The following is a 25,165-nucleotide window of genomic DNA, read 5'->3' as shown; positions in this document are numbered from 1 at the left end:
AGAGGCGGCCCCGCAACGGGCCGCCTTTTTCTTTGCTCTCAGCCCGCCAGCGTCTTGACCAGATCGTAGAGATAGTCCCGCGCGGTGTAGAGCGCTTTGATCTCCACCCGCTCGTTCAGGCCGTGAGTGCCGTTACCGTCCGGATCGGTCCAGACGCTGGGCACGCCATACGTGGGGATACCCACGGCGGAGAGATAGACGCCGTCCGTCGCGCCGGTGGAAATCGAAGGCACGACGGGTGCGCCCGGGAAGTGCTTGGCCGCCAAGGTTTCGATCGGCTTCACGATCGCGGGATCGAGCGGCGGCGACTTGGCGATTGGCTTGCCCTTTACCGTCTGAACGATCGCGATCTTGGGATTGCCGATCGCCTGCGTAAGCGCGGCCTGCGTCTCGTCCGAAGTCCGCCCTGGGAACATGCGGCAATTGACGTTCGCGGTCGCCCGCTGGGGTAGCGCGTTCAGGGCATGACCGGCCTGCTCCAGCGTCGCGACGCATGTGGTGCGCAGCATGGAATGGAGCGTCTTGTCCTTGTCGACGATCGCGAGCGCGGCCTTGTTGGCCGGGTTGGCCGCAAGGGCCTGCATCGCCGCCCCCACCTCGCCGCCGCGCAGCTTGCCGGATTTCAAGAAGAACGTACGCGTCACCTCATTGAACTCGACCGGGAATTCATAGGCCTGCACCTTCAGCAGCGCCGCCGCCATGTCATAGATCGCGTTGTCCGGCACCGGCTGCGAGCTATGGCCGCCCGGATTCGTGGCCGTCAAAGTGAAGTCCTGATACGCTTTTTCGCCCACCTGCAGCGTCTGCACCACCACTTTGCCACCCTGTGAAATGGGCTTGCCATCGGTGCGACCACCACCGCCTTCGTTCAGGGCATAGGCGGCATCGATCAGGTCGCGCTTGTTCTTGGCGAGGTACTCGGCACCGTTGAAAGCGCCGCTGGTCTCCTCCCCGCAAGTCAGCGCCAGCTTGATCGTGCGCTTGGGCTTGTATCCGTCCTTGGCGAAGCGGGCCAGCGTATCCACCCAGATCGAGGCCTGTGCCTTGTCGTCCACCGCACCGCGGGCGTAATAGTAGCCGTTCTCTTCGACCAGCTTGAACGGGTCGCGTTCCCAATCCTCACGCTTGGCCTCAACCACGTCGATGTGGGCGAGCAGCAGGATCGGCTTCTGCTTGGTCGTACCTGGATAGATCGCGACCAGACCGCCATCCTTGGGATGCTCGGGCGTGGCGTAGGGGATCAACTGGTCGTCCTTCAGGCCCGCCGCCTTCAACCGCGCCGCCATCTTCGCCGCTGCCTCGGTGCAGCTGCCCTGGCTGAGCGTGGTGTTGGTTTCGATCAGTTCCTTGTAAAGGCCGAAGAACTGCTGCTGATCGGGCCGGGACTGCGCCGCTGCCAGCGTGGGCGCGACCAATGCAGTTGCAAGACATGCGGCGAGGACGGATTTCATCTGCGAGGGCCCCTTGTTCGTCTGCGCACACACTGACGCGGTTATGGCATGACGCCAAGCCCTCATCGCTTCCGTCCCCGTCCGGCTCAGAACGGCCGACTGGCAGGACTGGGGATACCCCGGCCCATTTCGCTTTAGTTTCCGCCCCGCCGACCCTATATAATCGCTATGGCAAGCACCCCTGAAGACGCCGTTCCCGGCAACACCAAGAACACCAACGCTTACGGAGCGGACTCGATCAAGGTCCTCAAGGGCCTGGACGCGGTGCGCAAGCGGCCGGGTATGTACATCGGCGATACCGACGATGGCTCTGGCCTGCATCACATGGTGTTCGAAGTTTCCGACAACGCCATCGACGAGGCGCTGGCGGGTCATTGCGATTTGGTGCTGATCGAATTGAATCCGGACAATTCCGTTTCGGTGACGGACAATGGCCGCGGCATTCCCACCGGTATCCATGCCGAGGAAGGCGTTTCCGCCGCCGAAGTCATCATGACCCAGCTGCATGCGGGCGGCAAGTTCGAGAATACCAGCGACGACAACGCCTACAAGGTTTCCGGCGGCCTGCACGGCGTCGGCGTTTCCGTGGTGAACGCGCTGTCCGAGTGGCTGGAGCTGACCATCTGGCGCGACGGGCAGGAGCACTGGATGCGCTTCGAACATGGCGATGCCGTCAGCCCGCTGAAGATCCTGGGGCCTGCGCCGGAAGGCGCAAAAGGTACCAAGGTCACCTTCCAGGCCTCTACCGATACCTTCAAGAACGTCACCGAGTATGACTTCGACAAGCTGGAGCATCGCTACCGCGAACTGGCGTTCCTGAACTCGGGCGTGCGCATTCTGCTGCGCGACAAGCGGCATGAAGAGCCGTTGGAGCATGACTTGTACTACGAAGGCGGGATCGCCGCCTTCGTGAAATACCTCGATCGCAACAAGCAGGCGCTGATGCCCGAGCCGATCGCCATTTCGGCGGACAAGGACGGCATCGGCATCGAAGTCTCGCTGGAATGGAACGATTCCTACTACGAGAACGTCCTCACCTTCACCAACAACATCCCCCAGCGGGACGGCGGCACCCACCTCGCGGCCTTCCGCGCCGCGCTGACGCGGACGCTCAACAACTATGCCGAGCGATCGGGCCTGCTGAAGAAGGAAAAGGTCCAGCTCTCGGGCGAGGACATGCGCGAGGGGTTGACCGCGATCGTCTCGGTCAAGCTGCCGGACCCCAAGTTCTCGTCGCAGACCAAGGACAAGCTGGTCAGCTCCGAAGTCCGCCAGCCGCTGGAAGCGCTGATGGGTGACAAGATGAGCGAATGGCTGGAAGAAAATCCCGCCACCGCCAAGTCGATCATCATGAAGGTGATTGACGCCGCCGCCGCGCGCGAAGCCGCGAAGCGTGCGCGCGAACTCACCCGGCGCAAGGGTGCGATGGACATCGCCAGCCTGCCCGGCAAGCTGGCCGATTGCCAGGAACGCGATCCGTCGAAGTGCGAACTGTTCCTGGTGGAGGGTGACTCCGCCGGTGGCTCCGCCAAGTCCGGCCGTGATCGCAAGATTCAGGCGATCCTGCCGCTCAAGGGCAAGATCCTGAATGTGGAGCGGGCGCGGTTTGACCGCATCATCTCTTCCAAGGAAGTGGGCACGCTGATCCAAGCGATGGGCACCGGCATCCGCGACGATTTCAACCTGGAAAAGCTGCGTTACCACAAGATCATCATCATGACCGACGCCGACGTGGACGGCGCGCATATCCGCACGCTGCTGCTGACGTTCTTCCACCGCCAGATGCCGGAGATCATCAAGGCCGGGCATCTCTTCATCGCGCAACCGCCGCTCTACAAGGTGAGCAAGGGCCGCTCGGAAGTGTACCTGAAGGACGACCGCCAGCTTGACCGCTATCTCGTCGATGCGGGGCTCCAGGGGCGCATCCTGGAAACCGCCGGCGGCGCGCGCGGCGGCGCGGAACTGCGCGAGCTGATCGAGCACGCCATGGCGATGCGCAACATCATGGGCTACGTGCCGCGCAAGTATGACGCCGGGATCATCGAGGCGCTGGCGCTGGCCGGCGCGCTGGCTCCCGATCTGTCCGATGCCCAGAAGGTGGCGGCGCTCACCGCCTCCTCAGAATGGCTGGAGCGCGGTGATCCGGAAGGGCGTTGGACGGCGCAACGCGGTGAAGAAGGCTCGTACATCGTACGCCGCCTGTGGCGCGGCGTGACCGATCACCACATCGTGGAGGCGAGCTTCCTGGCCAGTGCCGAAGCGCGCAAACTGGCCAAGACCGCAGCCGAGCAGGCCTCTGTCTACGCGATGCCGGCGCGCCTGACACGCGCCACGGCAGCTGTTGAAACCGCTGAGCCTGCACCGTCCGAAAGTGGTGATGCAGATGCAGTTGAGCCCGCTGCCACGCCTCCGGCTGCCAGCGACGGTATCATCACCCGCCCGACACAATTGCTGGACGCTGTTCTGGCAGGCGGCCGAAAGGGCTTGTCGATCGCGCGGTACAAGGGCCTGGGCGAAATGAACGCCGAGCAATTGTGGGAAACCACGCTCGATCCGGACAACCGTATCCTGCTGCAGGTCAAGGTCGAGGATGCTGACGTGACCGACGAGATTTTCACTCGACTGATGGGAGATATCGTCGAGCCGCGTCGCGAATTCATCCAGGAAAACGCCCTCAACGTCGCCAATCTGGACGTGTGACGTGAAAGCGCCCGACGCCGCCGCATTCGAGGCGCTGGCCCTGGCCGCTTTCGCACGTATCCCCGAGCCGTTCGCCGGGCATCTGGCGGGCATTCGTGTGACGGTGGCGGAATTCGCCGATGCCGAGACGCTGGCGGCTGTCGGCCGGGACGATCCGTGGGAGCTTTCGGGGGTCTATCATGGCCGCTCGATGGACAAGGAATCGATCTGGAATTCCGGCGAGATGCCTCCGGTGATCACCCTGTTCCGCCAGCCTTTGCTGGCCGAATGGTGCGAGACCGGCGTGGCGCTGGATGATCTGGTCTCACACGTGGTGGTGCATGAAGTGGGGCATCATTTCGGCCTGTCCGATGAGCAGATGCATGCGCTGGAGGCGGGGGCCTAGCGCGGCCCTTCGCGGTGTGAATGCCGCGTCTCGACCTCGCCCGAAAGGGCGCGAAGCTCACTGCCAAGCCCGTTACTCGGCAGTCCGCCCGCCGCTATTGCCCTGCCCCGCAGGAACGCCATTGGCGCGTCACATCCTTGTTCGATATGGCAACGCCATGATTCCCCAAGCCAAGTTCGCCGCCCCTCTCCTCCTTGCCTCGCTGCTGGCCGCCTGCGCCACGCCGCAAACGCAGTCAGCGCCGTCGCGCACTGCGAGCGCCGCGCCGGTCGAGATCGGCATCATCGCCCTCAACGACTTCCACGGCGCATTGGAGCCGCCCAAGCAATCCGTGAGCATGACCGCTGCTGACGGCACCAAGTTTCGCGTGCCGGCCGGCGGTGCCTCCTGGCTGGCCTCGGCAGTGGATACGATCAAGGCGCGGCATTCGAACAGCGTGGTGGTGGCCGCGGGAGACTTGACCAGCGCCTCGCAGTTGGCATCCTCGCTCTATCTCGACGAGCCGGCGGTGGGCGTGATGAACCGTATCGGCCTGGAATTCAACGCGGTGGGCAATCACGAATTCGATCGCGGGTCCGCCGAATTGTTGCGCCTGCAAAACGGCGGTTGCGGCAAGAACACCCGCCGCCAGCCTTGCCGCCTCGAACCGTTTCCGGGTGCGAGCTACAAGTACTTGTCCGCCAGCACCATCAAGGACGATGGCTCTACGCTGTTTCCCGGCACGGGCCTCAAGACGTTCGACACCCCCGCAGGCAAGATCACGGTGGGCTTCATCGGCCTGTCGCTGCGCACCGTGCCCGCCCTTGTCTCGCCAGACATGCTGAAGGGCCTGCGCTTCGCGGATGAAGCGGACACGATCAATACGCTGGTGCCGCAATTGCGCGCGCAAGGTGCGAACGCGGTGGTGGTGCTGATCCACCAGGGCGGCAAGACCAGCGACTTTGGTGACGTGAACGGCTGCAAGGACTTTACGGGCGATATCAACCCGATCCTCGATCGCCTGAAGCCGGGCGTCGATGTCGTGGTATCCGGCCACACGCACTGGGATTACGTCTGCGAGCGCGCAGCGGGCGATCCCGCCAAGCCGGTCCTGCTGACCAGCGCCGGGGTCTATGGCGAGATGGTGACCGATATCACCCTAACTTTCGATCCCGCCACTCACGCCCTCACCGCCAAGCGCGCGCGCAACGTGGTGGTGCAGTCAGAGCCGTATCAGTCGTCCACCGGGTGGGTGGATAACACCGATCTGGCCCCGCGCTTTGCGCCCAAGCCCGAGGTACAGGCCTTCGTGAAGCGCTATGTCGACGATGTGGCGAAGGAGACCGCGCGGGTCATCGGCCACTTGTCCGGCCCGGCGCTCAAGAGCGAGAGCGCGGACGGCTGGAAGGGCGGCCCGCTGGGCTATCTCATCGCCGATAGCCAGCTTGCCGCCACCCGCAAGCTGGGCGCGCAGATGGCGTTCACCAATCCCTTCGGCGTGCGCACCGGCCTGACCCCGGCGGCGGATGGCACCGTGACGTTCGGCCAACTCTACGCGGTGCAGCCGTTCAACAACGACCTTGTGGTCCAGACGATGACCGGAGTGCAGATCCGTGCGATGATCGAGGAAGGGCTGGACGACAAAGACGTGAAGCAGGCGATCTCCCCCAGCGCGAACCTGCGCTATAGCTACGACATGCGCCGCCCGTCCGGCCAGCGTGTGATCTCGCTGATGCTGGATGGTAAGCCACTGAGCCCTTCGGCCAAGTACCGCGTTGCGACCAACAGCTTCCTGTCGGAAGGCGGGGACTTCTATTCGACGTTCACCAAAGCCACCGACAAGGTCCGCAGCGGCATAGAAATCGATGCCATGGAAGCCTGGCTCAGCGCGGTGCCCGTGCGGCAAGTGCCCGATGACAAGCGCGCCTTCGACGTGACCCGTTGATCCCAATCGGCCGTCCGGCGCTTCGAGCGGGGGTGCAGGTCAGCCGAACAGCCAGCCGCCGAGCAGGCGGTGGAATGGGAAGGTAAAGAACCCCGCCGTCAGCAACGCCCCGATCACCAAGCCGCGCACGATGCGGCGATGGCGATCGTGGTTGTGCTGCCGGGCGCTCAGCACCAGCAGCGGCAGCATGACCAGCACCAACACCGATAGCGCGTGGATCGGGCTGAAGTGCCCTGGCGTGGTGAAGCGCAAGGTGAAGCTGACCAAGGCGGTGATCGCCAACGCGGATACCCAGATGTAGCCCAGCTGACGATGCCGCCGTGTGCCGCGCCGCTGCCACAGGATCGCCGGGGTCAACACCAGCGTCAGGGTCATAGTGGCAAGGTGCAGCCACAAGGTCCACGGCAGTTGCGCCCAGTGGCCGAAGCCGCGCCCCAGCGCCGCCAGAACGAACGCCAGCAGCACCAGCGAAAGCACGCCCAGCACCTTGTCCGCGCGTTCAGGATTGAGCGGCACCGGCTCATGCCGCACCGACTTGGGACGGGCGATCAGCGCCATCAGAAACCGGCTCCTTCAGGCCAGCCGGGCGCGGCCAGACCCATCACCTTGAACAAGTCGCCCATCTGATCCGCGCCTGTCAGCCGTTCCTTGGCGACAGCGATCGCATCGGCTTGCTGGGGCGACGCCTGGGCCAGACTGGCCGCCCGGGCATCGATACCCAGCGCGTTAAGCCAATGGCCTTGCCCCACCGTGCCCAGCCATCGACAATCGCGCGATTGCGCGACATTGGCGAGCGTGGCGAAATCGACATGGGCGGTGATGTCGGCCTCTCCGGGATGGGCCAGCGCCTCTACCTTCCGGTGCGCGCGCACTGCCTGCAAGGTAGAGCCGGTGCGAGGAATGTCGGACCCGTAATCGATGAACAGCGCCGCGCCGCCTTGCATCGCCAAACGTCCCGCCACTTCATAGACTACCGCCGCCGCGGCCGGGCATGTCTCGATCAGCGTTCCGGGCTCCGCATCGCGCAAGTCCGCCGGGATCGCCGCGTCCATCGGCCGATCACCGGCAATGCCCACGAACGCATCGTCCTGCACCGCCACCATCCGCTCGCGCCAGCCCTGGGCGGTCTTCACAAGTTGCCGAATGGGCAGCGCGTCCAGAAACTCGTTCGCCACCAGCAGGATCGGTCCGATGATGGGTATAGTGGAGACATCGTCATGCCACCGCGCGTCCGGCACCGCCGCCAGTTGCAGGGATTTCAGCTCCGGCGATCCTTCCACGAAATGCACCGTGGGTTCCAGGCCGAAACGCTTGGCGGCGCGCAAGGCATCGCGCGCTAGAGTTCCCCGGCCCGGCCCCAGCTCGACGTAATGCACTGGCTGGGGGCTACCGGCGCGCAGCCACATATCTGCCAGCCACAGGCCCACCAGTTCGCCAAACATCTGGCTGATTTCTGGCGCGGTGACGAAATCGCCCGCATCGCCCAGCGGATCGCGCGCGGCGTAATAGCGGGCGTTGGACTCGCCCATGAAATACTGGACGCTGATCGGCCCGGTGTTGGCGATCAACCGCTTGAAGATCGCCGAGAGCGGTTCGCGCTCCTCTTCGCCGCTCACGCCGGGAGCGGCCGTCCGCTGGCGAGCGGCCGCCTGGCGAGCGCGCGGGCGATCAGGATCAGGCCCAGCGCCATCATCGGGATTGTCAGCCACTGGCCCATGGAAAGGCCGGTGCGCATCGCGAAGCTCTGCAATTGCTGATCCGGCTCACGAAAAAATTCGACGCAGAAGCGGGCGATGGCGATGCCGGTGACGAAGATGCCCGTCAGCAGGCCCGGACGATAGCGGGCGCGGGTTCTCCAGAAGACCAGCAGCATGATCACGATCATCAGCGCGCCTTCCAGCGCCGCCTCATACAACTGGCTGGGGTGGCGCGGCAGCGGGCCGCCATCGGGAAACACCATCGCCCAGCGCACGTCGGGACCAGCGACGCGGCCCCACAGTTCCCCGTTCACGAAATTCGCCAGCCGACCGAACATCATGCCGAACGGCACGCAGACCGAGACGTAGTCCGTCACCCGGATAAAGCTCAGGCCGCCGCGCCAGGCCACCCATGCCATCGCCACGGTGGTGCCGATCAGGCCGCCGTGGAAGCTCATCCCGCCATGCCACAGCGCGAAAAGCTCCTTGGGATGGAGCCACAAGCTGGGAATGCCGGTGCTGCCGCCGGTATAGAATGTGGCGTATCCCAGCCGTCCGCCCAGGATGATGCCGATCGTGCAATAGAAGAACAGGTCGTCCGCATGGCGCTGCGCCATCGGTGCGCCGGGCGCCTTGATCATGCGCGTCAGGTGCCAGTAACCCAGCACTATGCCCGCCAGGTAAGCCAACGAGTAATAGCGCAGCGTGAAGAAGCCGAGGTTGATGCCGTTCTTCAGCCCCAGATCGACCCAGTAGATCGGCTCGGAAGCGATGGCGGCGGCGGAAAGGATCAGCAAGCGGTCGGCCTCTCGATAATGCTCGGCCGGCCTTCTGGCATAGTGCTTTGACGGAAGGAAGGCGGCCTGTGGAAAGGCAGGGCCCAAAAGTCCGGCCTCCGCCAGACCATTCACGTGCCCTTCCACCTTTCCCTGCGCCCCGCCAGTCTCTAGATACGGTGGTATGCATGTCATCCGCATTCCATCGCCGCGCGCGGTGATCGACCGCCGGGGCCTCACCACGCAGATCGCTGCGCTGGTGGAGGAGCATGGGCCGAAAATGGCGCGCAAGGAAATCCTGCCGCTGCTGCAGGAAGCGCTGGCCCAAGGGCGCGAGGAAATCGCCCGCCGCTTGGTGGTGAAATCCAGCGCCGGACATGAAGTGGCCGAGGCGCAGGCCTTCCTCATCGATCAGATCTTGCGCATCGTCCACGATCACGTCGTCACTCACGTCTATCCGGCGAGCAATCGCTCCAAGGGTGAGCGGCTGACGATCGCGGCGGTCGGTGGTTATGGTCGCGGCGAGATGGCCCCGCATTCGGATGTGGACATCGCCTTTCTCACACCGATCCGCGCCACCGCCTGGTGCGAGCAGGTGATCGAGGCGATGCTGTATTTCCTGTGGGATCTTGGCCTCAAGATCGGGCAGTCCAGCCGCTCGGTCGACGAGATGGTGCGCATGTGCAAGTCGGACCTGACGATCCGCACCGCCATGCTGGAAGCCCGTTACGTCTGGGGTGATCAGGACCTGTTCGAAGAAGCCGGCCAGCGGTTCTGGAAGGATGTGGTCAGCGGAACCGAGCGTCAGTTCGTGGTCGAAAAGCTGGCCGAGCGCGAGGCGCGGCACAAGCGCATGGGCGATAGCCGCTATGTGGTGGAGCCCAACGTGAAGGAGGGCAAGGGCGGCCTGCGCGACCTGCACACGCTCTACTGGATCGGCAAATACATCCACAAGGTCCGCTCCACCGCCGAACTGGTCGACGTGGGCCTGCTGACCCAGCGCGAATATCGCGCGTTCCGCCGGGCCGAGACCTTTTTCTGGGCGGTGCGATGCCATCTTCATGCAATCACCCGCCGGACCGAGGACCGGCTGACGTTCGATCTGCAGCGCGAAGTTGCGGCGCGGATGAACTATTCCGATCGCCCCGGCAAAAGCGCGGTCGAGCGGTTCATGCAGTATTTCTTCCTGCAGGCCAAAGTGGTGGGCAATCTGACCGGCGTGTTCCTGGCGCAGCTGGACGAGCAGTTCGCCCAGCGCCCGGTGCGCGGGCTGCTGGCCAATTTCCGCGCCCGCCCGCGCATGCTGAAAGGCTATCAGGTCTTTGGCGGAAGGCTGCGCGCCACGTCCGACAAATGGTTTGCCGAAGACCCGCTGCGGCTGCTTGATATCTTCGTCATCGCGGACCGCGAAGGGCTGGAAATCCATCCCGAAACACTGCGCCAGATCAGCCATGACGCCGGGCTGATCCGTGACGATCTGCGCGATGATCCACGCGCCAATGCTTTGTTCCTGGAATTGTTGACCAGCCGCCGCGATCCGGAGAAAGCCCTGCGCGCCTTCAACGAGGCGGGCGTGTTCGGGCGCTTCGTCACCGAATTTGGCCGCGTCAACGCGCAGATGCAGTTCGATATGTACCACCACTACACGGTGGACGAACACACGATCCGCGCCATTGGCCTGCTCGCCAAGATCGAGCGGGGCGAATTGCGCGACGATCACCCGCTGGCGCACGACATCATCACCAAGGTTCGCTCTCGCCGGGTGCTCTACGTTGCGGTGATGCTGCACGATATCGCCAAGGGACGCGGCGGCGATCACTCAGTCCTGGGCGCGGAAATCGCGGAGCGGCTGTGTCCCCGGCTGGGTCTGGACGAGGAAGAGACCGAGCTGGTCGCCTGGCTGGTGCGCCAGCACCTGATCATGAGCGCCACCGCCTTCAAGCGGGACTTGTCTGACGGCAAGACCATCGGCGATTTCGTGGCGCAGGTGCAGTCGATCGATCGCCTGCGACAGCTGACGCTGCTGACCGTGGTGGATATCCGCGCGGTCGGCCCCGGCACCTGGAACAGCTGGAAACGCCAGCTGATCGGCGAGCTTTACGGCGCAGCGGATGACCGGCTGCGGCTGGGCCACGCGCAATACGGCCGCGAGAAACGCATCGTCGCCAAGCGCGCGGCGGTGGAGACGCTGCTGGGCCAGGGCAATCCGCTGATCGAGGAGATCGGCAAGCAATTCGGCGATGCCTACTGGATCGCCGAGGCGGACGACGTGATCGCCAAGAACCTGGCGCAATTCGCCGCCTCTGGAGAGGAGCCGCTCTCGATCCAGACCGAGTTCTACCCTGCGCGCGGAGCCACACTCGTCACCGTGATTGCGGCCGACCACCCTGGCTTGTTCTACCGCATCGCCGGAGGCATCCACTTGGCGGGCGGCAACATCATCGACGCCCGCATCCACACCACCCGCACCGGCCGCGCGGTCGACAATTTCCTGGTGCAGGACCCGCTGGAGCGCCCGTTCCGCGAAGAGGCGCAGCTGGAACGCCTGCGCACCTCCATCGAGAACGCGCTGGCGAACCGCGTGCAACTGCTGCCCCAGCTGCACGCTCGCCCCGACGCCCGGCCCCGTGCCGATGCGTTCGACGTGCGGCCGCGCGTGCTGGTAGACAACAAGGCGTCAAACCGCTTCACCGTGATCGAAGTGAACGCGCGTGATCGCCCCGCCCTGCTGAACCGCTTGGCCTATACCCTGTTCGACGCGCGGCTGATGGTCCATTCCGCTCACATCGCCACTTATGGCGAGCGCGCGGCGGATACGTTCTATGTCACGGACCTGCTGGGCGGAAAGCTGGAAGCGGCGAACCGGATCAAGGCGCTGGAAACCCAGCTTCTGGAGGCCGCGAGCGAGGTAGCGAGTGCGGCGGTAGCGGCCTGATTGCGAGGGAGCGGGATTGGTGGTGGCGCAGATTTTCGCTTGCACTCCGCCCATCCGCCGCCATCTGTGTTGCACCGCAATATCCGCAAGGCGTGGCTCGGCATGACGAAACCTATCGAAGCGGCCAGGCAGGCGTCCGCCATCGCGCTCGTGCTTCAGGGCGGCGGGGCGCTGGGAGCCTATCAGGCGGGCGTTTACCAAGCGCTGCTGGGCGAAGACATTCAGCCGGACTGGGTGGCGGGAATCTCGATCGGTGCGATCAATGCGGCGATCATTGCCGGTAATCCGCCAGGCCAGCGCCTGCAGCGGTTGCGCGATTTCTGGTACGGCATCTCTCGCGAATTGCGATACCGGCTCAGCCAGCCGCTCAATTTCGCGCGGCGGATGTTCAACGAGGGCTCTGCCGGATACGCCGCCACATTCGGCTTGCCCGGCTTCTTCACGCCGCGCTTCCCGCCCCTGCCGATCGAATGGCCGGCAGAGATCGGCCAGCTAAGCTTCTATGACACGACGCCGCTGCGCCAGACGCTGCTGGACCTTGTGGACTTCGATCTGCTCAACAACGGCCCGATCCGCTTCAGCGTGGGCGCGGTCAACGTGATGAACGGAAACTTCGCGTATTTCGACAATCGCGAGCAGACCATCGGCCCCGAACATATCATGGCCTCAGGTGCGCTGCCTCCCGGCTTTCCGCCCGTGCAGATCGGCGACGAATGGTTTTGGGATGGCGGCCTGGTTTCCAACACGCCGCTGCAATATGTCCTCGATCATCGCGCGCAGGACGACATGACGGTGTTTCAGGTCGATCTGTTCAGCTCTCGCGGTCACGTGCCCCGCACCATGGCGGACGTGCTGCAGCGGGAAAAGGACATCCGCTTTTCCAGCCGCACCCGGCTGAACGTCAATCAGTCGAAACAGGTCGAAGCGCTGCGTGCCGCCGCACGTCGCCTCGCCAAGCGATTGCCTTCGGAATTGCGCCAGGACCCCGACCTGCTGGCGCTGCTCAAGGAAGAGCGGGAGGGCAACGTGACGGTGATGCACCTCATCAACCGCTGCACAAGCTACGAAAGCGCGTCGAAGGACTACGAGTTTTCGCGCCAGACGGTGGTCGAGCACTGGAACGACGGGTTCGAGGACGCGCACTATTCGCTTGCCCATCCGGACTGGATCGGCCGCACTCGGGCGGAAGACGCCATCACCACCTTCGATCTTGCGACTGACCGCCCGCGCGATGCCGCTTCGCAACGAACCAATCAGAAACCTGCGCCTGAAACAGTGAGGAATTCGTGATGAAACTGAAGGACAAGGCCTGCATCGTCACAGGTGCCGCCAGCGGCATCGGCAACGCCATCGCCAAACGCTTCGCTTCCGAAGGCGGCAAGGTCGCGATCGCAGACCTCAACGCCGAAGCCTCGCAAAAGGCAGCGGATGAGATCAAGGCGAAGTACGGCGTCGATGCGCTGGGCATCGCCATGGATGTGACGAGCGAAGACCAGGTGAACGCGGGCGTCGCGCAGGTGATCGAGGCCTGGGGCGGCGTGGACGTGCTGGTCAGCAACGCCGGGATCCAGATCGTCAACCCGGTCGAGAATTTCGCTTATGCCGACTGGAAGAAGATGCTGGCGATTCACTTGGACGGTGCTTTCCTAACTTCCAAGGCCTGCCTGCCGCATATGTATGCCAAGGGCGCGGGCACGGTGCTGCTGATGGGTTCGGTCCACTCCAAGGAAGCGAGCCCGCTGAAAAGCGCCTATGTCACCGCCAAGCACGGCCTGCTGGGTCTTGCGCGCGTGATCGCCAAGGAAGGCGGCAAGAAAGGCGTGCGAGCCAACGTGATCTGCCCCGGCTTCGTGCGCACGCCACTGGTGGACAAGCAGATCCCCGAGCAGGCGAAGGAGCTGGGCATCTCCGAGGACGAAGTGGTCAAGCGCGTGATGCTGGGCCAGACGGTCGACGGCGAATTCACCACGGTGGACGATATCGCGGAAGTCGCGCTGTTTTTTGCAGGCTTCGAAACCAATGCGCTGAACGGCCAGTCCCTGGTGGCAAGCCACGGCTGGTTCATGGAGTAGGACCGCTTTCCCTAATCCTCCTGCTCGACAGCAACGGGCGGGAGGCCTTAGGGCGGTCGGCATGTCCCGCCTGATCCTGTTCAACAAACCCTATGGTGTTCTCAGCCAATTCACCGATCGCGGGACCGAAACCGCACGAGCGACGCTGTCAGACTACGTGACGGTGCCGGGCGTCTATCCCGCCGGCCGGCTCGATCGGGACAGCGAAGGGCTGTTGCTGCTGACGGACGATGGGCGCCTGCAGGCCCGGATCGCCGATCCCAAGTTCAAGTTGCCTAAAAGCTATTGGGTGCAAGTGGAAGGCGAGCCGACGCAAGATGCGCTGCAGGCCCTGCGCCGAGGGGTGCGGTTGAACGACGGCCTCACCCGCCCGGCCGGGGCGGAGCTCATCCCCATACCCCATTTGTGGCCCCGCGATCCGCCCGTCAGGTTCCGCAAGTCAGTGCCGGATAGCTGGATCGAACTCACCATCCGCGAAGGCCGCAATCGTCAGGTACGCAGAATGACTGCGGCGGTCGGCCTTCCGACATTGCGCCTGGTCAGGGCACGGATTGGCGATTGGACGCTGGGAGGCTTGCAGCCTGGGGAGTGGCGGGAAATCGCTGTCTAGGAGCATGTCGGTTTCTGCACCACCCGCGATATGAACGGGGTAGGCGTACTCCGTAGCACCGTCCCCCGTAAAACCTCATCCCGCCGCGCGCAGGCGCTCTGCGGCTCGCTCCTGCCCGATCAGGGGCAGCAGGGCGGCCATGTCCGGCCCATGATCCAGGCCCGTCAGCGCTTGCCGCAAGGGCAGGAACAGCACTTTGCCCTTGCGCCCGGTTTCCGCCTTGAGCGCTCCGGTCAGCGCGTGCCAGGGATCGTCGCCCCAAGTATCAGGCAATAGCTCGGCAGCGCGCGTGAGGTAGGCGCGATCCTCTTCCGACACTTGCGGCGGTGCCACCGGCCCTGTGACCACGCGCCACCAATCCGCCACTTCATGCACATGTGTCAGGTTCGGCCGCACCGTAACCCAGGCGGCTTCGTCCATTCCGCTAGGCAGGCGGTCGGCCACCGCATCGAATGGCAGCGCATGGACAACAGAGGCATTCACCCGCTCGAGTTCCGCTTCATCGAACCGCGCGGGCGCGCGTCCGAAATGCGCCAGGTCAAAAGCCGCTGCCAAGCCCTCCGCATCCAGCGACGCATCCACCGGATCGCTTGTACCCAGCCGTGCCAGTAGCGCCCGCAAAGCGGCTGGCTCGATGCCGATCTCGCGGAAATGCGCGATGCCTAGCGAGCCCAGGCGCTTCGAAAGCTTGCCCTCCGCCCCGGTCAGCAGCGCCTCATGCGCAAAGCGCGGCAGCGGCGCACCCAGCGCCTGGAACATCTGCACTTGCGTGGCGGTGTTTGACACGTGATCCTCCCCGCGCAGCACGTCCGTGACGCCCATCGCGATATCGTCGATCACGGAAGGCAGCATGTAGAGCCAGGAATTGTCCGCGCGGCGCACCACCGGGTCGGACATCATCGCCGGATCGAAGCGCTGAGGGCCGCGAATGCCGTCATCCCAGGTGATCGGCGTCTCGCGATCCAGCAGGAACCGCCAGTGCGGCGCGTCACCACTGGCGATGCGGCGCATCCGCTCCAGCTCCGGGATATCGAGAGCAGCGCGATCGTAGACCGGGGGCAGGCCGCGACCCAGCAGCACCTTGCGCTTCAGGTCCAGCTCTTGCGGCGTTTCCCAGCATGGGTAGACCCGGCCCGCATCGGCCAACCGCGCGAAAGCCTCTTCGTAGATAGCAAAGCGTGCCGACTGGCGCTCTTCGCCGTCGGGCGTGATGCCCAGCCAGGCGAGATCGGCGCGGATAGCATCGACATATTCCTCACGGCTGCGCTCGGCATCGGTGTCGTCGATACGCAGCAGGAAGCGGCCGCCGTGGCGCTTGGCCAGCAGCCAGTTGTGCAGGGCAGCCCGCACGTTGCCGACATGGAGGAGGCCGGTGGGCGAAGGCGCAAAGCGGGTAACGATGGTCATGATCGAGCGGGGATTAGGCGGCGCAGGCGGGCAGGTCAAATGCCCGCGCGGCTCACCGCGATTGGCCGGACAGCGCAACGATCGCGGGGCGGGCACATGGCCCACCCCGCCAACGCTCAGCCCTTTGCGGATTGTGCCGCCAGGAACCCGGCCGCGTCCAGATCGACCTTGAACTCACGATCCCACAAACGCAGCTTGCCGCATGCCTTCAGGAAGGCGTCCACCGACTTGGCGCTATCCAACGGAATGACGCCCTCGTCCATGTCCTTCTCGGTGACGCCTGCGCGCTGGATAAACGGCACGGCTTCGGGCGTGTGGCCGATGAACTTGCAGTGCGCAAACGCGTCAGAGACGAAGTCCTTGGCTGTCTTGTCCTCGGCCAATTGCGCCGCGCCGTCCTTGGAAAGCAACAGTGCCACGGCATCGTAGAGTATCGAAGGGCCGCCATCGATCTTCTGCTTGCCCTCAACCAAGGTGCCATCGTCCAGCGTCGCGCCGGCGATCTTCGGCGCGATGATCTCGGACACCGCGCCCATCGCGGCCACGCTCTCCGTCAGCGCCTTTACCAGCTTGGCCGACGCGCCATCGGTGACGAGGATGCCCAGCTTACGACCGGCAAAGCTTTCCGGCCCGCGCCCTACGATGCTGAGCGCCGGGCTGGCCGGCAGATCCGTGCGCGGTTCCACGGCCGCTTTTTCCTTGGGTGGCAATTCCTTTAGCCCCAGGCCACCTGCGACGACCTTGGCCAACGTCTCGTCGATATTGCGCAAATGGCCGACGATCTTCTGGCGGATGTCGACCCGCTCCACCTTCGAAAGCTCGAACACCAGGGCATCGCCGATATGCTTCTGCTCGATCGGCGCCTGGCTGATGAAGAACTGGCGCGCCTGGCTATAGTGATCGGCGAAGCTGGCTGAGCGGACCTGCGCCTTGCGGCCGCTCTCCTCGGCAGGGAAATGGCGATAGCCGGTGGTGGGGGATTCGCGCGGGTTGGGGCCCGATCCGGCCCAGCTGTTCGGCTCATAATTCACGCGGCCCTTGGGATTGCGCATCGCCATGTGCCCATCCTGCTGGAAATTCATCACCGGGCAGCCGCGCGGCTGGTTGATCGGTATGTGCGTGAAGTTGGGCGAGCCCAGGCGCTTGAGCTGCGTATCAAGATACGAAAAGTTGCGGCCCTGAAGCAGCGGATCGTTGGTGAACCCAATGCCGGGCACCACGTTCTGCGTGCAGAACGCCACCTGTTCGGTCTCTGCGAAGAAGTTCTCCACCCGCGCATCCAGCACGAAGCTGCCGATGATGCGGACGGGTATCTGCTCTTCCGGAATCAGCTTGGTGGCGTCGAGCACGTCGAACTCGAAGTTGTCGGCAAATTCGTCGTCGAACAACTGTACACCCAGGTCCCATTCGGGCGGCGTGTCCTGATCGATCGCGTCCCACAAGTCGCGGCGGTGGAAGTCCGGATCGGCGCCGTTGATCTTAACCGCCTCGTTCCACATCACCGACTGCAGACCCTGCCTGGGCTTGAAGTGGAACTTGACATACGTACCCTTGCCCTCGGCATTGATCAGCCGAAAGGTGTGAACGCCAAAGCCCTCGATCGTGCGGAACGAGCGGGGGATCGTCCGGTCGGACATGATCCACATGATCATGTGCATCGATTCCGGCGTCAGGCTGATGAAATCCCAGAAGTTGTCATGCGCCGTCTGCGCCTGCGGAAAGCCGCGATCGGGCTCTTGCTTGGCGGCATGGACCATGTCGGGGAACTTGATGGCGTCCTGGATGAAGAACACCGGGATGTTGTTGCCCACGATGTCCCAGTTGCCCTCCTTCGTGTAGAACTTGGCGGCGAAACCGCGCACGTCGCGCGCCAGATCGGGCGAGCCCTTGTTGCCGGCGACGGTGGAGAAGCGCACGAACATCTGCGTTTGCTCGCCCACTTCGGTCAGCATCTTGGCGACTGTGTGGTCTTCCAGGCTTTCCGTCAGGGTGAAAGTGCCGTGGACGCCGAAGCCCCGGGCATGGACCACGCGCTCCGGAATGCGCTCATGATCGAAGTGGAATATCTTTTCGCGAAAGTGGAAATCTTCCAGCAGCGTGGGCCCGCGATCGCCGACCTTGAGCGAGTTCTGGTCATCCGCGACACGGACGCCTTGCTGCGTCGTCAGCACATCACCGCCATCATCCGCGATCTGGTGCAGTTCGCCGCCCGCGCCGACTTCTGTGTCAAAGCTGCGTGCGGCGTCTTCAGGACGGGTGTCTTCGCTGGTCGTCTTGGTCATAGTCGCTTCCTTATTGGTCACGACATTGGCCCAGAAAGAGCCTATCGCATTATAAGAAGAACCAACCGGCTCGCAGGAGGTTGCTTGATTTTTATTTATTTACAAATATTTAGATCATAACAATTGTCTAGTTTGACGCCAACGCTGCTAATGCGATCCGCCGGTAAATACGGGCGAGCACTTCCAGATCCGGCACCGCCACGGCCTCATCCCGCTTGTGCATCGTGGCATTGCACAGACCGAACTCGATCACTGGAGACAAGTCCTTCAGGAAGCGCGCGTCGGACGTGCCGCCGCTCGTCGAAAGCTCGGGTTTGTGTCCAGTTTCGGCTTCGATCGCGGCGCTGACCATATCGGAGAACGCGCCCGGCGGCGTCAAAAACGCCTCTCCAGAGATCAGCGCCCGCGCGCTACCACCATGGCGGGCTGCGATTTGCATCACCTTCTCTGACAGGCTCGTGCCGGTATGTCGATCGTTGAAGCGGATCGAGATGCGCGCGCTCGCCTTGGCGGGGATGACGTTGTGCGCCGGATTGCCGACGGTCAGGTCGGTCACTTCCAGGTTCGACGCCTGGAACCAGTCCGTCCCCTCATCCAGCATCAGCGCCTTCAATTCGGTCAGCATCGCGACCAGCCGCGTGATCGGATTGTCCGCCAGGTGCGGGTAAGCGACGTGGCCCTGCACGCCTTCGACATCGAGGAAGATATTGACCGAACCGCGCCGGCCGATCTTGGCCATATCACCCAGCCGGTTGACCGAGGTCGGCTCTCCCACAAGGCACAGGTCCGGGATCGCCCCCACTTCGCGCATCTTTTCGATCAGCGCCAAAGTGCCGTAACGCGCCGGGCCTTCCTCATCCCCGGTGATCACGAAGCTGAGGGTGCCGGCTTCTGCCGGAATATCCCGCGCGGCCACGGCCATAGCCGCGATCGACCCCTTCATGTCCACCGCGCCGCGGCCATACAGCAGCTCGCCCCGGATCTCCGGCGCGAACGGCGCGCTCGTCCAACCCTCTCCAGGCGGCACAACATCCAAGTGTCCGGCAAAGGCGAAGTGGCGCGAGCCCTCAGGGCCCCGCCGGATCGCCAGCATGTTCTCCACCGGGCCATCGGGCGCTGCACCGGCAACGAAGCGGATCACCTCGAAGCCGATGGGGGCCAGCGCCGCCTCCAGGCAATCGAACACCATGCCCCGCGCCGGTGTGACGCTGGGGCATGCGATCAGCGCTTGTGCCAAATGCGCAACGGTCTGGGGTGCGGCAGTGATCTGGGTCATGCAGCCCCTTCGCACATCCGGCACGAAAGCCGCAACCGCCCTACTGCGCGGCCGGCATCTCGTACTGCTCGATCACCCATTGCTCCGCTTCGGCCCCGGCGATCCATTGCTGCATCCATTCGTGCTCCCACACAGCCTGCATGTAGGACAGGGCAAAACCGGGCACGCCGATGCCATATGTGCGAAAGCGGCTGACCACCGGCGCGTAAATCACATCCGCCGCGCAGAACGTGCCGAACAAGAACGGCCCGCCCTTGCCGAACCGCGCCCGCGCTTCGGCCCACAGCGTCAGGATGCGCACCACATCGGCCTGCACCTCCGCCGAAAGCGTGAAGCCGGAGGCCGATGCCCGCACGTTCATCGGGCAGGATCGACGCAGCGCCAAGTAGCTGGAATGCATTTCGGCCACCATCGATCGTGCCATGGCACGCGGGCCGTCGTCCTTGGGCCAGAAGCGATCGCGCCCGACCTTGTCCGCCAGGTATTCGATAATCGCCAAGCTGTCCCACACCACGGCCTCGCCATCCCACAGGACGGGCACCTTGCCGGACGAGGGCGCGAGTTCCTCAGCGCTGCGCTTGCGCTCTTCCCAATCCTCACCGAGGATGGGCACGGTCAGTTCCTCGAATGCGAGGCCCGACTGCTTGACGGCAAGCCAGGCCCGCAAGCTCCAGCTCGAATAGTTCTTATTGCCAATGATCAGCTTCATGGGCGGCGTCCCTCCTGCTGGCCCATCGCGCCTAGAGGTTCAGATTTCGCTTGTCGAGGATGAACAGGAGCGTCGCCTCGGCCGGGAACCGCGCAAGGCGATCACAAGTTGATGGGGATCGAGGAGACATTCATGCGCAAGGCCGATTTCTTTGTCATGAGCGCGATCGTCATGCTGGCCGGTTGCGGCGGCAACGGCGCTCCCGAAGCCAACGCGAGCAACGCCCCGTCCGATGCGCCGACAACCGAAGCGGCCATACCGGCTCCCAGCGAGGCGGCGGCTGCTACGTCTGACACGGCCCCGGTGATGCCGCCGCCAGTGCCGATGCCGCCCGCACCGCCGGCTTCGGATATCGGCGCGCCGCCGCCCGCACCCCCTGTGAGTTCGTTGACGCCCGAGGCAATGAAGGGCGTGAAGGGTGCGCGCGCCGTGCTGCTGACTTGGGCTCGCGCCCTAGAAAACCGCCAATTCGGCACCGCCTGGGACCAGTTCGGCAACCCGCCCGCTAGCCGCGCCGCCTTCACCAAGTGGTGGCAGCGTTATCGCACGATCACCGTCTCCGTGCCCACCGGCGAAATGGAGGGAGCTGCGGGGTCATCCTATTACACCGCCCCCGCGATCGTCACCGGCGACACGATCGAGGGCAAGCCCTTTCGATTGCAAGGCGATGTCATCTTGCGCCGGGTGAACGATGTGGACGGCGCTACCCCGGCCCAACTGCGCTGGCATATCGAATCGGCGGATCTGAAGGCGGCAGGATCGTAAGGTTGCCTGCGCGCCTAAGAAACGGGCCGCAACCTCAACCCAAACCCGCATCTGCCGCGATGATCTTGCCGATCCCGGACCAGTCGATGTCCTCGCCCTCGCGCGCGATAGCGGAAAGCAGGTGATCGCGCACCACGCCCAGCACCGGCATCGGCACGCGCGATGCCTCCGCCGCCGCACCGACCAGGCGCATGTCTTTCAGCCCGAGGGGCGCCGCGAAGCCCGCCGGGCGGTAGCTTTCCTCCACCAGCATCTTGCCATAGTTGCGATGGACCAGCCCGCCGAACAGCGTTTCGGTCAGCACTTCCATCATCGCGGCGCGCTCAACGCCGTTCTTTGCGGCCAGGGTAAGCGCTTCGGCCATCGTCTCGATCGAGGCCATGATCAGGAAATTGCCTGAGAGTTTCACCACGTTGGCCTGGCTGGGCTTGTCACCCACCACGAACGTGCGCTGGCCGATCGCGTCAAACAAGGGCTGGCAGCGCACCAGATCATCGGCCTGCCCCGCCGCGACCACGAACAACTTGGCCGCCGCCGCGGCGTCCGGCCTGCCGAATACGGGGGCGGAGACGAAACGGCCGCCATTCGCCCGGTAGGCCTGCTCCAGACGCTCTGCCAGTTGCAAGCTTATGGTGCTGAGCGAAACATGCAGCGCCGGGGATTCACCGGACAGCAAGCCATTCTCGCCAAAGCAGACCGCTTCCAACGCCGCATCGTCCGCCAGCATCGTGGCGACGATATCGCCATTCCCCGCCTCCGCGGGAGAGGCTGCACGCGCGGCTCCCTTGGCGACAAGATCGTCCGCCTTGTCCGGGCTGCGGTTCCACACGGTCAAGGCATGGCCCGCCGCCAATACGTTGCCTGCGATCGCGTGGCCCATCTGGCCAAGCCCGACAAATCCGATGTTCATACCATTGATCCTGACTACCAAGTGCGCCGCCCGCGCTCATGTAAAAACGCGGGCGCGGCTTACCAGATCACGTGGCGATATCACCCAGCACGGCGGCGCGAAGCTCGGCGATGCCCAGGCCCTTCTCCGAGGAAGTGACATGGACCGCCGGATAGGCGGCGGAATGCTTGCGCGCTTCCGCTTCGGTATGCCGGGTAACGGCCTCCAATTCGCTGGCCTTGATCTTGTCCGCCTTGGTCAGGACGATGCGATAACCGACTGCCGCCTCGTCCAGCATCTGCATCATCTCGGCGTCGACCGTCTTCACGCCGTGCCGCGCGTCGACTAGCAGCAGCGTGCGCTTCAGCACCACGCGGCCCCGAAGAAAATCGCGAACCAACCGCCGCCACTTCTCGACCACGGCGGGCGGTGCCTTGGCAAAGCCATAGCCCGGCATGTCGACCAGCCGGAACACCAGCGGATCACCGACGTCGAAGAAGTTCAGCTCCTGCGTGCGGCCAGGCGTCACCGAAGTACGCGCGATGGCCTTTCGCCCGGTGATGGCATTCAGCAGCGAGGATTTGCCCACGTTCGACCGGCCGCACAGCGCGATCTCGGGCGTGATCGGATCGGGCAGGAACTGCAGCTGCGGGGCGCTCAGCAGGAACTGGACCGGCCCGGCAAACAGCTTGCGCGCGCGTTCGATGTCATCTTCGTCAGTCATGCTCTATCTCCGTTCGTGCCGAGCGAAGTCGAAACACGCTGATGCCGCCCTCCCGCGTATCGACTTTTCGCTCGACACGAACGGGAGGTGGCTATGATTGCCGGCCCCTGCCTCTGGCCCCAGGCCCGTGAAGTCAGCCCTTCGCCGCAGCCGCCCGCTGCTTATCGGCGGCTTCCTTCTCGGCCATCGCCTTCAACTGCGGATGGCGGCTGTAGAGGAACTTCTGCTGCACGATCGTCAGGACGTTCGATGTGATCCAGTAGATCAACAGGCCGGCCGCGAACGGGGCCATCACGAACATCATGAACCAGGGCATCAGCATCATCACCTGCTGCTGCGCCGGATCGCCCTGCGCGGGGTTCAGCTTCATTTGCAGGAACATGGTGACACCCAGGATCACCGCCAGCACACCGATCGCCAAGAAGCTGGGTGGATCGAACGGCAGCAGGCCGAACAGGTTCAGGATGTGCAGCGGATCGGGTGCGGACAAGTCCTTGATCCACAATACGAACGGCTGGTGCCGCATCTCGATCGCCAGCATCAGCGTCTTGTACAGCGCGAAGAACACCGGGATCTGCAGGAAGATTGGAAGGCAGCCCGCCAGCGGGTTCACCTTCTCGGTCTTGTACAGCTCCATGATCTTCTGCTGCTGGGTCTGCTTGTCGTCCTTGTAGCGCTCTTGGATGGCCTTCATCTTCGGCTGGATCGCCTTCATCGCCGCCATGCTGGCGAACTGGCGCTGGGCGACGGGGAACATGATGCCCCGCACGATCAGCGTCAGCAGGATGATGGCGACACCGAAGTTGCCGACGAGCTTGAACAGCGAGGTCAGCAGCCAGAAAATTGGCTTTTCGAACCAGCGGAACCAGCCCCAATCGATCGAGAGACCGAACTTGGCGATGCCGCCGTCTTCGTAGCGATCAAGGACGTTGTGCTCCTTCGCACCCGCGAACAGCTTGGTCGTGCGCTCAAGCTGCTGGCCGGGCTGCACGGTCGCCTTGTCGTACACCAGATCGGAGCGGAACAGCGAGTTACCCAGTGAACGGAACGTGCCCGCCGCCGGGTTGTTGACCGAGGCCAGCGCGGACATCCAGTAAACGTCGGTAAAGCCGATCCAGTCGGTGCGGCCCGGCTTGGTGACAACGCCGCCTTCGACCACGTCCTTGTAGTTCGTGCTGAACGAAACCGAGCCGTCGAACGCGCCGATCGGGCCCGAATGGACGTTCCACGTATCCAGGCTGGCCGTCCGATCGGTGCGATTGATCAGGCCGAAAGGCTGCACCACCACCGGGGCCGTGCCGCCATTGGCGACCCGCTGCGTCGCGGTGATCAGGTAATCGTTATCGATCGCAAAGGTCAGGCTGAAAGTCTGCCCGGTGCCATTCCGCGCGGTCAGCGTGACCGGCGTCTGCGGCGTCAGGCGCGCATTCGCAGGCGCAGTCCACACGGTGTTGGCGTCGGGAGCCTGGATGCCATCGCCAACCCAGCCGAACTGCGCGAACTCCTGCGCGGGCGTTCCGGCGGGCGAATAGATGCGGACGGGGCCCGAATCCTTCTTCACGGTCTCGCGGTGGCGCTTGAGCACGAGATCATCCAGGATCGCGCCCTTCAGGTTGATCGAACCGGCGACGCCACCGGCGTCGATCGGCACGCGACCGCCTGATGCCAGCGCGGTCTTCAGGTCCTGCTGCTCAAGAGCGACTTCCGCGTTATCGCGCAGGCCACCCTCACGGGTCGGTTTGAGGGGGCTGACGGCCTTGTCCGCGCCGCCATTGGCGACGACTTGTGCCGGCGTCTTGCTTTGCGGGTAGAAGTACCCGACGCCCGCGTCCCATCCGAACAGGACGAGAGCGGTCAGCAGGACCGCAAGAATGATGTTGCGCTGATTCTCCACGAAGCGTTCCGTATCCCGTATCTAGCAATCGCCCCGGATGCCGCAGGGCATGTCAGGGTACGGGGTCCGGGCCATGCCCGCCCCAAGGGTTGCAGCGCAATATACGCTTGATCGCCAGCCAGCCACCCTTAATCGCACCATGCTTTTGCAGCGCCTCGATCGCGTATTGCGAGCAGGAGGGCTGGAAGCGGCACGTGGGCGGCATGATCGCCGAAGGACCCAGCTGCCACGCGCGGGCCAGCACCATCAGCGTACGGCGCGGAATGGCGAGGATGAAGGCCCACAGGCTGCTCATCGCTTGCCCCGGCGCGGCCTGGGCGGATCGCCTTTGCCAGCTTTCGCGCGGCTGAGCGCGGCCACCAGCTCATCGCGCAGTAGGGCAAAATCACGCTCCACCCCGCCGTCCCGACCGATCAGCACATGGTCGGTATCGGCCATGCCATGGAGCGGCAGCACTTCGCGCGCAAGGGCACGGAAGCGTCGCTTCATCCGATTGCGGACGACGGCGTTGCCGATCTTCTTGGTGACCGTGATCCCCAGCCGACGCCCCTGCCCCTCGTTGCCGAGCGCCAGCAGCACAAAGCCGGGACGGGCGACACGCAAGCCACGATTGGCGGCCAGAAAGTCCGCCCGGCGCGTCATCATGATAAAGGGCGCGGGCAAGATCGC

At 64.2% G+C, this 25,165-nt stretch carries 21 protein-coding genes; 8 read left to right on the top strand and 13 right to left on the bottom strand.

The genetic code is table 11. From position 1 onward, the window contains the following. Positions 1–38: 38 nt before the first annotated feature. Positions 39–1,451: a M20/M25/M40 family metallo-hydrolase gene (locus GGR39_RS05125; protein WP_183616169.1), complete on the bottom strand. Its 1,413-nt coding sequence runs from the start codon at positions 1,449–1,451 to the stop codon at positions 39–41. 168 nt (positions 1,452–1,619) lie between these two features. Here GGR39_RS05125 and gyrB point away from each other — a divergent pair, with 168 nt between their 5' ends. The 3 genes from gyrB (at position 1,620) to GGR39_RS05110 (ending at position 6,460) form a co-directional block, all read left to right on the top strand. Next, positions 1,620–4,151 (top strand): DNA topoisomerase (ATP-hydrolyzing) subunit B, encoded by a 2,532-nt coding sequence (gene gyrB, locus GGR39_RS05120; RefSeq protein WP_183616168.1) that lies wholly within the window; start codon positions 1,620–1,622, stop codon positions 4,149–4,151. A gap of 1 nt (position 4,152) precedes the next feature. Beyond that, on the top strand, positions 4,153–4,536 hold the full coding sequence (locus GGR39_RS05115; protein ID WP_183616167.1) for a metallopeptidase family protein: 384 nt from the start codon (positions 4,153–4,155) through the stop codon (positions 4,534–4,536). Between the two features lie 157 nt (positions 4,537–4,693). After that, positions 4,694–6,460, top strand: coding sequence for a bifunctional metallophosphatase/5'-nucleotidase (locus tag GGR39_RS05110; protein ID WP_183616166.1), 1,767 nt, complete (start codon positions 4,694–4,696; stop codon positions 6,458–6,460). 39 nt (positions 6,461–6,499) lie between these two features. On the opposite strand, the gene GGR39_RS05105 is transcribed toward GGR39_RS05110, so the two are convergent. The 3 genes from GGR39_RS05105 to lgt are packed head-to-tail and all read right to left on the bottom strand — an operon-like array spanning position 6,500 to position 9,128. Next, positions 6,500–7,018, bottom strand: a complete 519-nt coding sequence (locus GGR39_RS05105; protein ID WP_183616165.1) for a DUF2306 domain-containing protein — start codon at positions 7,016–7,018, stop codon at positions 6,500–6,502. Continuing rightward, positions 7,018–8,076: a class I SAM-dependent methyltransferase gene (locus tag GGR39_RS05100; RefSeq protein WP_343055781.1), complete on the bottom strand. Its 1,059-nt coding sequence runs from the start codon at positions 8,074–8,076 to the stop codon at positions 7,018–7,020. Before GGR39_RS05100 ends, GGR39_RS05105 begins: the two co-directional genes overlap by 1 nt. After that, entirely contained in the window at positions 8,073–9,128 is a 1,056-nt protein-coding gene (gene lgt, locus GGR39_RS05095; protein ID WP_183616164.1) for a prolipoprotein diacylglyceryl transferase, read from the bottom strand. Before lgt ends, GGR39_RS05100 begins: the two co-directional genes overlap by 4 nt. Between lgt and GGR39_RS05090 the strand changes: the two genes are divergently transcribed. The 4 genes from GGR39_RS05090 (at position 9,118) to GGR39_RS05075 (ending at position 14,550) form a co-directional block, all read left to right on the top strand. Further along, positions 9,118–11,868 carry a [protein-PII] uridylyltransferase gene (locus GGR39_RS05090; RefSeq protein ID WP_183616163.1) on the top strand — a complete coding sequence of 917 codons (2,751 nt, stop codon included), beginning with the start codon at positions 9,118–9,120 and terminating at the stop codon, positions 11,866–11,868. The genes lgt and GGR39_RS05090 overlap by 11 nt on opposite strands. A gap of 102 nt (positions 11,869–11,970) precedes the next feature. Continuing rightward, on the top strand, positions 11,971–13,158 hold the full coding sequence (locus tag GGR39_RS05085; protein ID WP_183616162.1) for a patatin-like phospholipase family protein: 1,188 nt from the start codon (positions 11,971–11,973) through the stop codon (positions 13,156–13,158). Beyond that, a complete protein-coding gene (locus tag GGR39_RS05080) occupies positions 13,158–13,940 on the top strand; it encodes a 3-hydroxybutyrate dehydrogenase (protein ID WP_183616161.1) in 783 nt (260 codons plus the stop codon). Before GGR39_RS05085 ends, GGR39_RS05080 begins: the two co-directional genes overlap by 1 nt. 61 nt (positions 13,941–14,001) lie before the next feature. Further along, the gene (locus GGR39_RS05075) at positions 14,002–14,550 is read left to right on the top strand and encodes a pseudouridine synthase (protein WP_183616160.1); all 549 of its coding nucleotides are present in this window, start codon (positions 14,002–14,004) and stop codon (positions 14,548–14,550) included. Between the two features lie 75 nt (positions 14,551–14,625). On the opposite strand, the gene gltX is transcribed toward GGR39_RS05075, so the two are convergent. From gltX to GGR39_RS05055, 4 genes are all read right to left on the bottom strand, one after another. Then, positions 14,626–15,957 (bottom strand): glutamate--tRNA ligase, encoded by a 1,332-nt coding sequence (gene gltX, locus GGR39_RS05070; protein WP_183616159.1) that lies wholly within the window; start codon positions 15,955–15,957, stop codon positions 14,626–14,628. Positions 15,958–16,073: 116 nt separating this feature from the next. Continuing rightward, positions 16,074–18,239, bottom strand: coding sequence for a catalase (locus tag GGR39_RS05065; protein ID WP_183616158.1), 2,166 nt, complete (start codon positions 18,237–18,239; stop codon positions 16,074–16,076). A 127-nt stretch (positions 18,240–18,366) separates the two neighbouring features. Further along, the gene (gene dapE / locus GGR39_RS05060; RefSeq protein WP_183616157.1) at positions 18,367–19,515 is read right to left on the bottom strand and encodes a succinyl-diaminopimelate desuccinylase; all 1,149 of its coding nucleotides are present in this window, start codon (positions 19,513–19,515) and stop codon (positions 18,367–18,369) included. Between the two features lie 40 nt (positions 19,516–19,555). After that, on the bottom strand, positions 19,556–20,224 hold the full coding sequence (locus GGR39_RS05055; protein ID WP_183616156.1) for a glutathione S-transferase family protein: 669 nt from the start codon (positions 20,222–20,224) through the stop codon (positions 19,556–19,558). 132 nt (positions 20,225–20,356) lie between these two features. Here GGR39_RS05055 and GGR39_RS05050 point away from each other — a divergent pair, with 132 nt between their 5' ends. Continuing rightward, positions 20,357–20,989 carry a hypothetical protein gene (locus tag GGR39_RS05050; RefSeq protein WP_183616540.1) on the top strand — a complete coding sequence of 211 codons (633 nt, stop codon included), beginning with the start codon at positions 20,357–20,359 and terminating at the stop codon, positions 20,987–20,989. Positions 20,990–21,023: 34 nt separating this feature from the next. Here the strand turns inward: GGR39_RS05050 and GGR39_RS05045 are convergent, their stop codons facing one another. The 5 genes from GGR39_RS05045 to rnpA all read right to left on the bottom strand — a co-directional run bounded on the left by GGR39_RS05045 (position 21,024) and on the right by rnpA (position 25,141). After that, entirely contained in the window at positions 21,024–21,899 is an 876-nt protein-coding gene (locus GGR39_RS05045) for an NAD(P)-dependent oxidoreductase (RefSeq protein WP_183616155.1), read from the bottom strand. 67 nt (positions 21,900–21,966) lie between these two features. Beyond that, the gene (gene yihA / locus GGR39_RS05040) at positions 21,967–22,602 is read right to left on the bottom strand and encodes a ribosome biogenesis GTP-binding protein YihA/YsxC (RefSeq protein ID WP_183616154.1); all 636 of its coding nucleotides are present in this window, start codon (positions 22,600–22,602) and stop codon (positions 21,967–21,969) included. A gap of 133 nt (positions 22,603–22,735) precedes the next feature. Then, entirely contained in the window at positions 22,736–24,496 is a 1,761-nt protein-coding gene (gene yidC / locus GGR39_RS05035) for a membrane protein insertase YidC (protein ID WP_183616153.1), read from the bottom strand. A 52-nt stretch (positions 24,497–24,548) separates the two neighbouring features. Next, the gene (yidD, locus tag GGR39_RS05030; RefSeq protein ID WP_058735135.1) at positions 24,549–24,791 is read right to left on the bottom strand and encodes a membrane protein insertion efficiency factor YidD; all 243 of its coding nucleotides are present in this window, start codon (positions 24,789–24,791) and stop codon (positions 24,549–24,551) included. Continuing rightward, positions 24,788–25,141 (bottom strand): ribonuclease P protein component, encoded by a 354-nt coding sequence (rnpA, locus tag GGR39_RS05025; RefSeq protein WP_425490590.1) that lies wholly within the window; start codon positions 25,139–25,141, stop codon positions 24,788–24,790. Before rnpA ends, yidD begins: the two co-directional genes overlap by 4 nt. Between the last annotated feature and the right edge of the window lie 24 nt (positions 25,142–25,165).

This window comes from Novosphingobium fluoreni, from assembly GCF_014196615.1.
GTDB lineage: Bacteria > Pseudomonadota > Alphaproteobacteria > Sphingomonadales > Sphingomonadaceae > Novosphingobium > Novosphingobium fluoreni.
The sequence above is the reverse complement of the archived record's forward strand: the minus strand, read 5'-3'. Positions and strand labels throughout refer to the sequence as shown.

What these genes read in the sequence shown, in the direction of transcription:
- yihA (WP_183616154.1), bottom strand. Translation starts at nt 22,602, where the DNA reads ATGACTGACGAAGATGACATCGAACGCGCGCGCAAGCTGTTTGCCGGG.
- lgt (WP_183616164.1), bottom strand. Translation starts at nt 9,128, where the DNA reads ATGACATGCATACCACCGTATCTAGAGACTGGCGGGGCGCAGGGAAAG.
- GGR39_RS05055 (WP_183616156.1), bottom strand. Translation starts at nt 20,224, where the DNA reads ATGAAGCTGATCATTGGCAATAAGAACTATTCGAGCTGGAGCTTGCGG.
- GGR39_RS05110 (WP_183616166.1), top strand. Translation starts at nt 4,694, where the DNA reads ATGATTCCCCAAGCCAAGTTCGCCGCCCCTCTCCTCCTTGCCTCGCTG.
- gltX (WP_183616159.1), bottom strand. Translation starts at nt 15,957, where the DNA reads ATGACCATCGTTACCCGCTTTGCGCCTTCGCCCACCGGCCTCCTCCAT.
- GGR39_RS05105 (WP_183616165.1), bottom strand. Translation starts at nt 7,018, where the DNA reads ATGGCGCTGATCGCCCGTCCCAAGTCGGTGCGGCATGAGCCGGTGCCG.
- GGR39_RS05080 (WP_183616161.1), top strand. Translation starts at nt 13,158, where the DNA reads ATGAAACTGAAGGACAAGGCCTGCATCGTCACAGGTGCCGCCAGCGGC.
- GGR39_RS05075 (WP_183616160.1), top strand. Translation starts at nt 14,002, where the DNA reads ATGTCCCGCCTGATCCTGTTCAACAAACCCTATGGTGTTCTCAGCCAA.
- GGR39_RS05065 (WP_183616158.1), bottom strand. Translation starts at nt 18,239, where the DNA reads ATGACCAAGACGACCAGCGAAGACACCCGTCCTGAAGACGCCGCACGC.
- GGR39_RS05085 (WP_183616162.1), top strand. Translation starts at nt 11,971, where the DNA reads ATGACGAAACCTATCGAAGCGGCCAGGCAGGCGTCCGCCATCGCGCTC.
- GGR39_RS05090 (WP_183616163.1), top strand. Translation starts at nt 9,118, where the DNA reads ATGCATGTCATCCGCATTCCATCGCCGCGCGCGGTGATCGACCGCCGG.
- yidD (WP_058735135.1), bottom strand. Translation starts at nt 24,791, where the DNA reads ATGAGCAGCCTGTGGGCCTTCATCCTCGCCATTCCGCGCCGTACGCTG.
- GGR39_RS05045 (WP_183616155.1), bottom strand. Translation starts at nt 21,899, where the DNA reads ATGAACATCGGATTTGTCGGGCTTGGCCAGATGGGCCACGCGATCGCA.
- GGR39_RS05125 (WP_183616169.1), bottom strand. Translation starts at nt 1,451, where the DNA reads ATGAAATCCGTCCTCGCCGCATGTCTTGCAACTGCATTGGTCGCGCCC.
- gyrB (WP_183616168.1), top strand. Translation starts at nt 1,620, where the DNA reads ATGGCAAGCACCCCTGAAGACGCCGTTCCCGGCAACACCAAGAACACC.
- rnpA (WP_425490590.1), bottom strand. Translation starts at nt 25,141, where the DNA reads ATGATGACGCGCCGGGCGGACTTTCTGGCCGCCAATCGTGGCTTGCGT.
- GGR39_RS05050 (WP_183616540.1), top strand. Translation starts at nt 20,357, where the DNA reads ATGCGCAAGGCCGATTTCTTTGTCATGAGCGCGATCGTCATGCTGGCC.
- dapE (WP_183616157.1), bottom strand. Translation starts at nt 19,515, where the DNA reads ATGACCCAGATCACTGCCGCACCCCAGACCGTTGCGCATTTGGCACAA.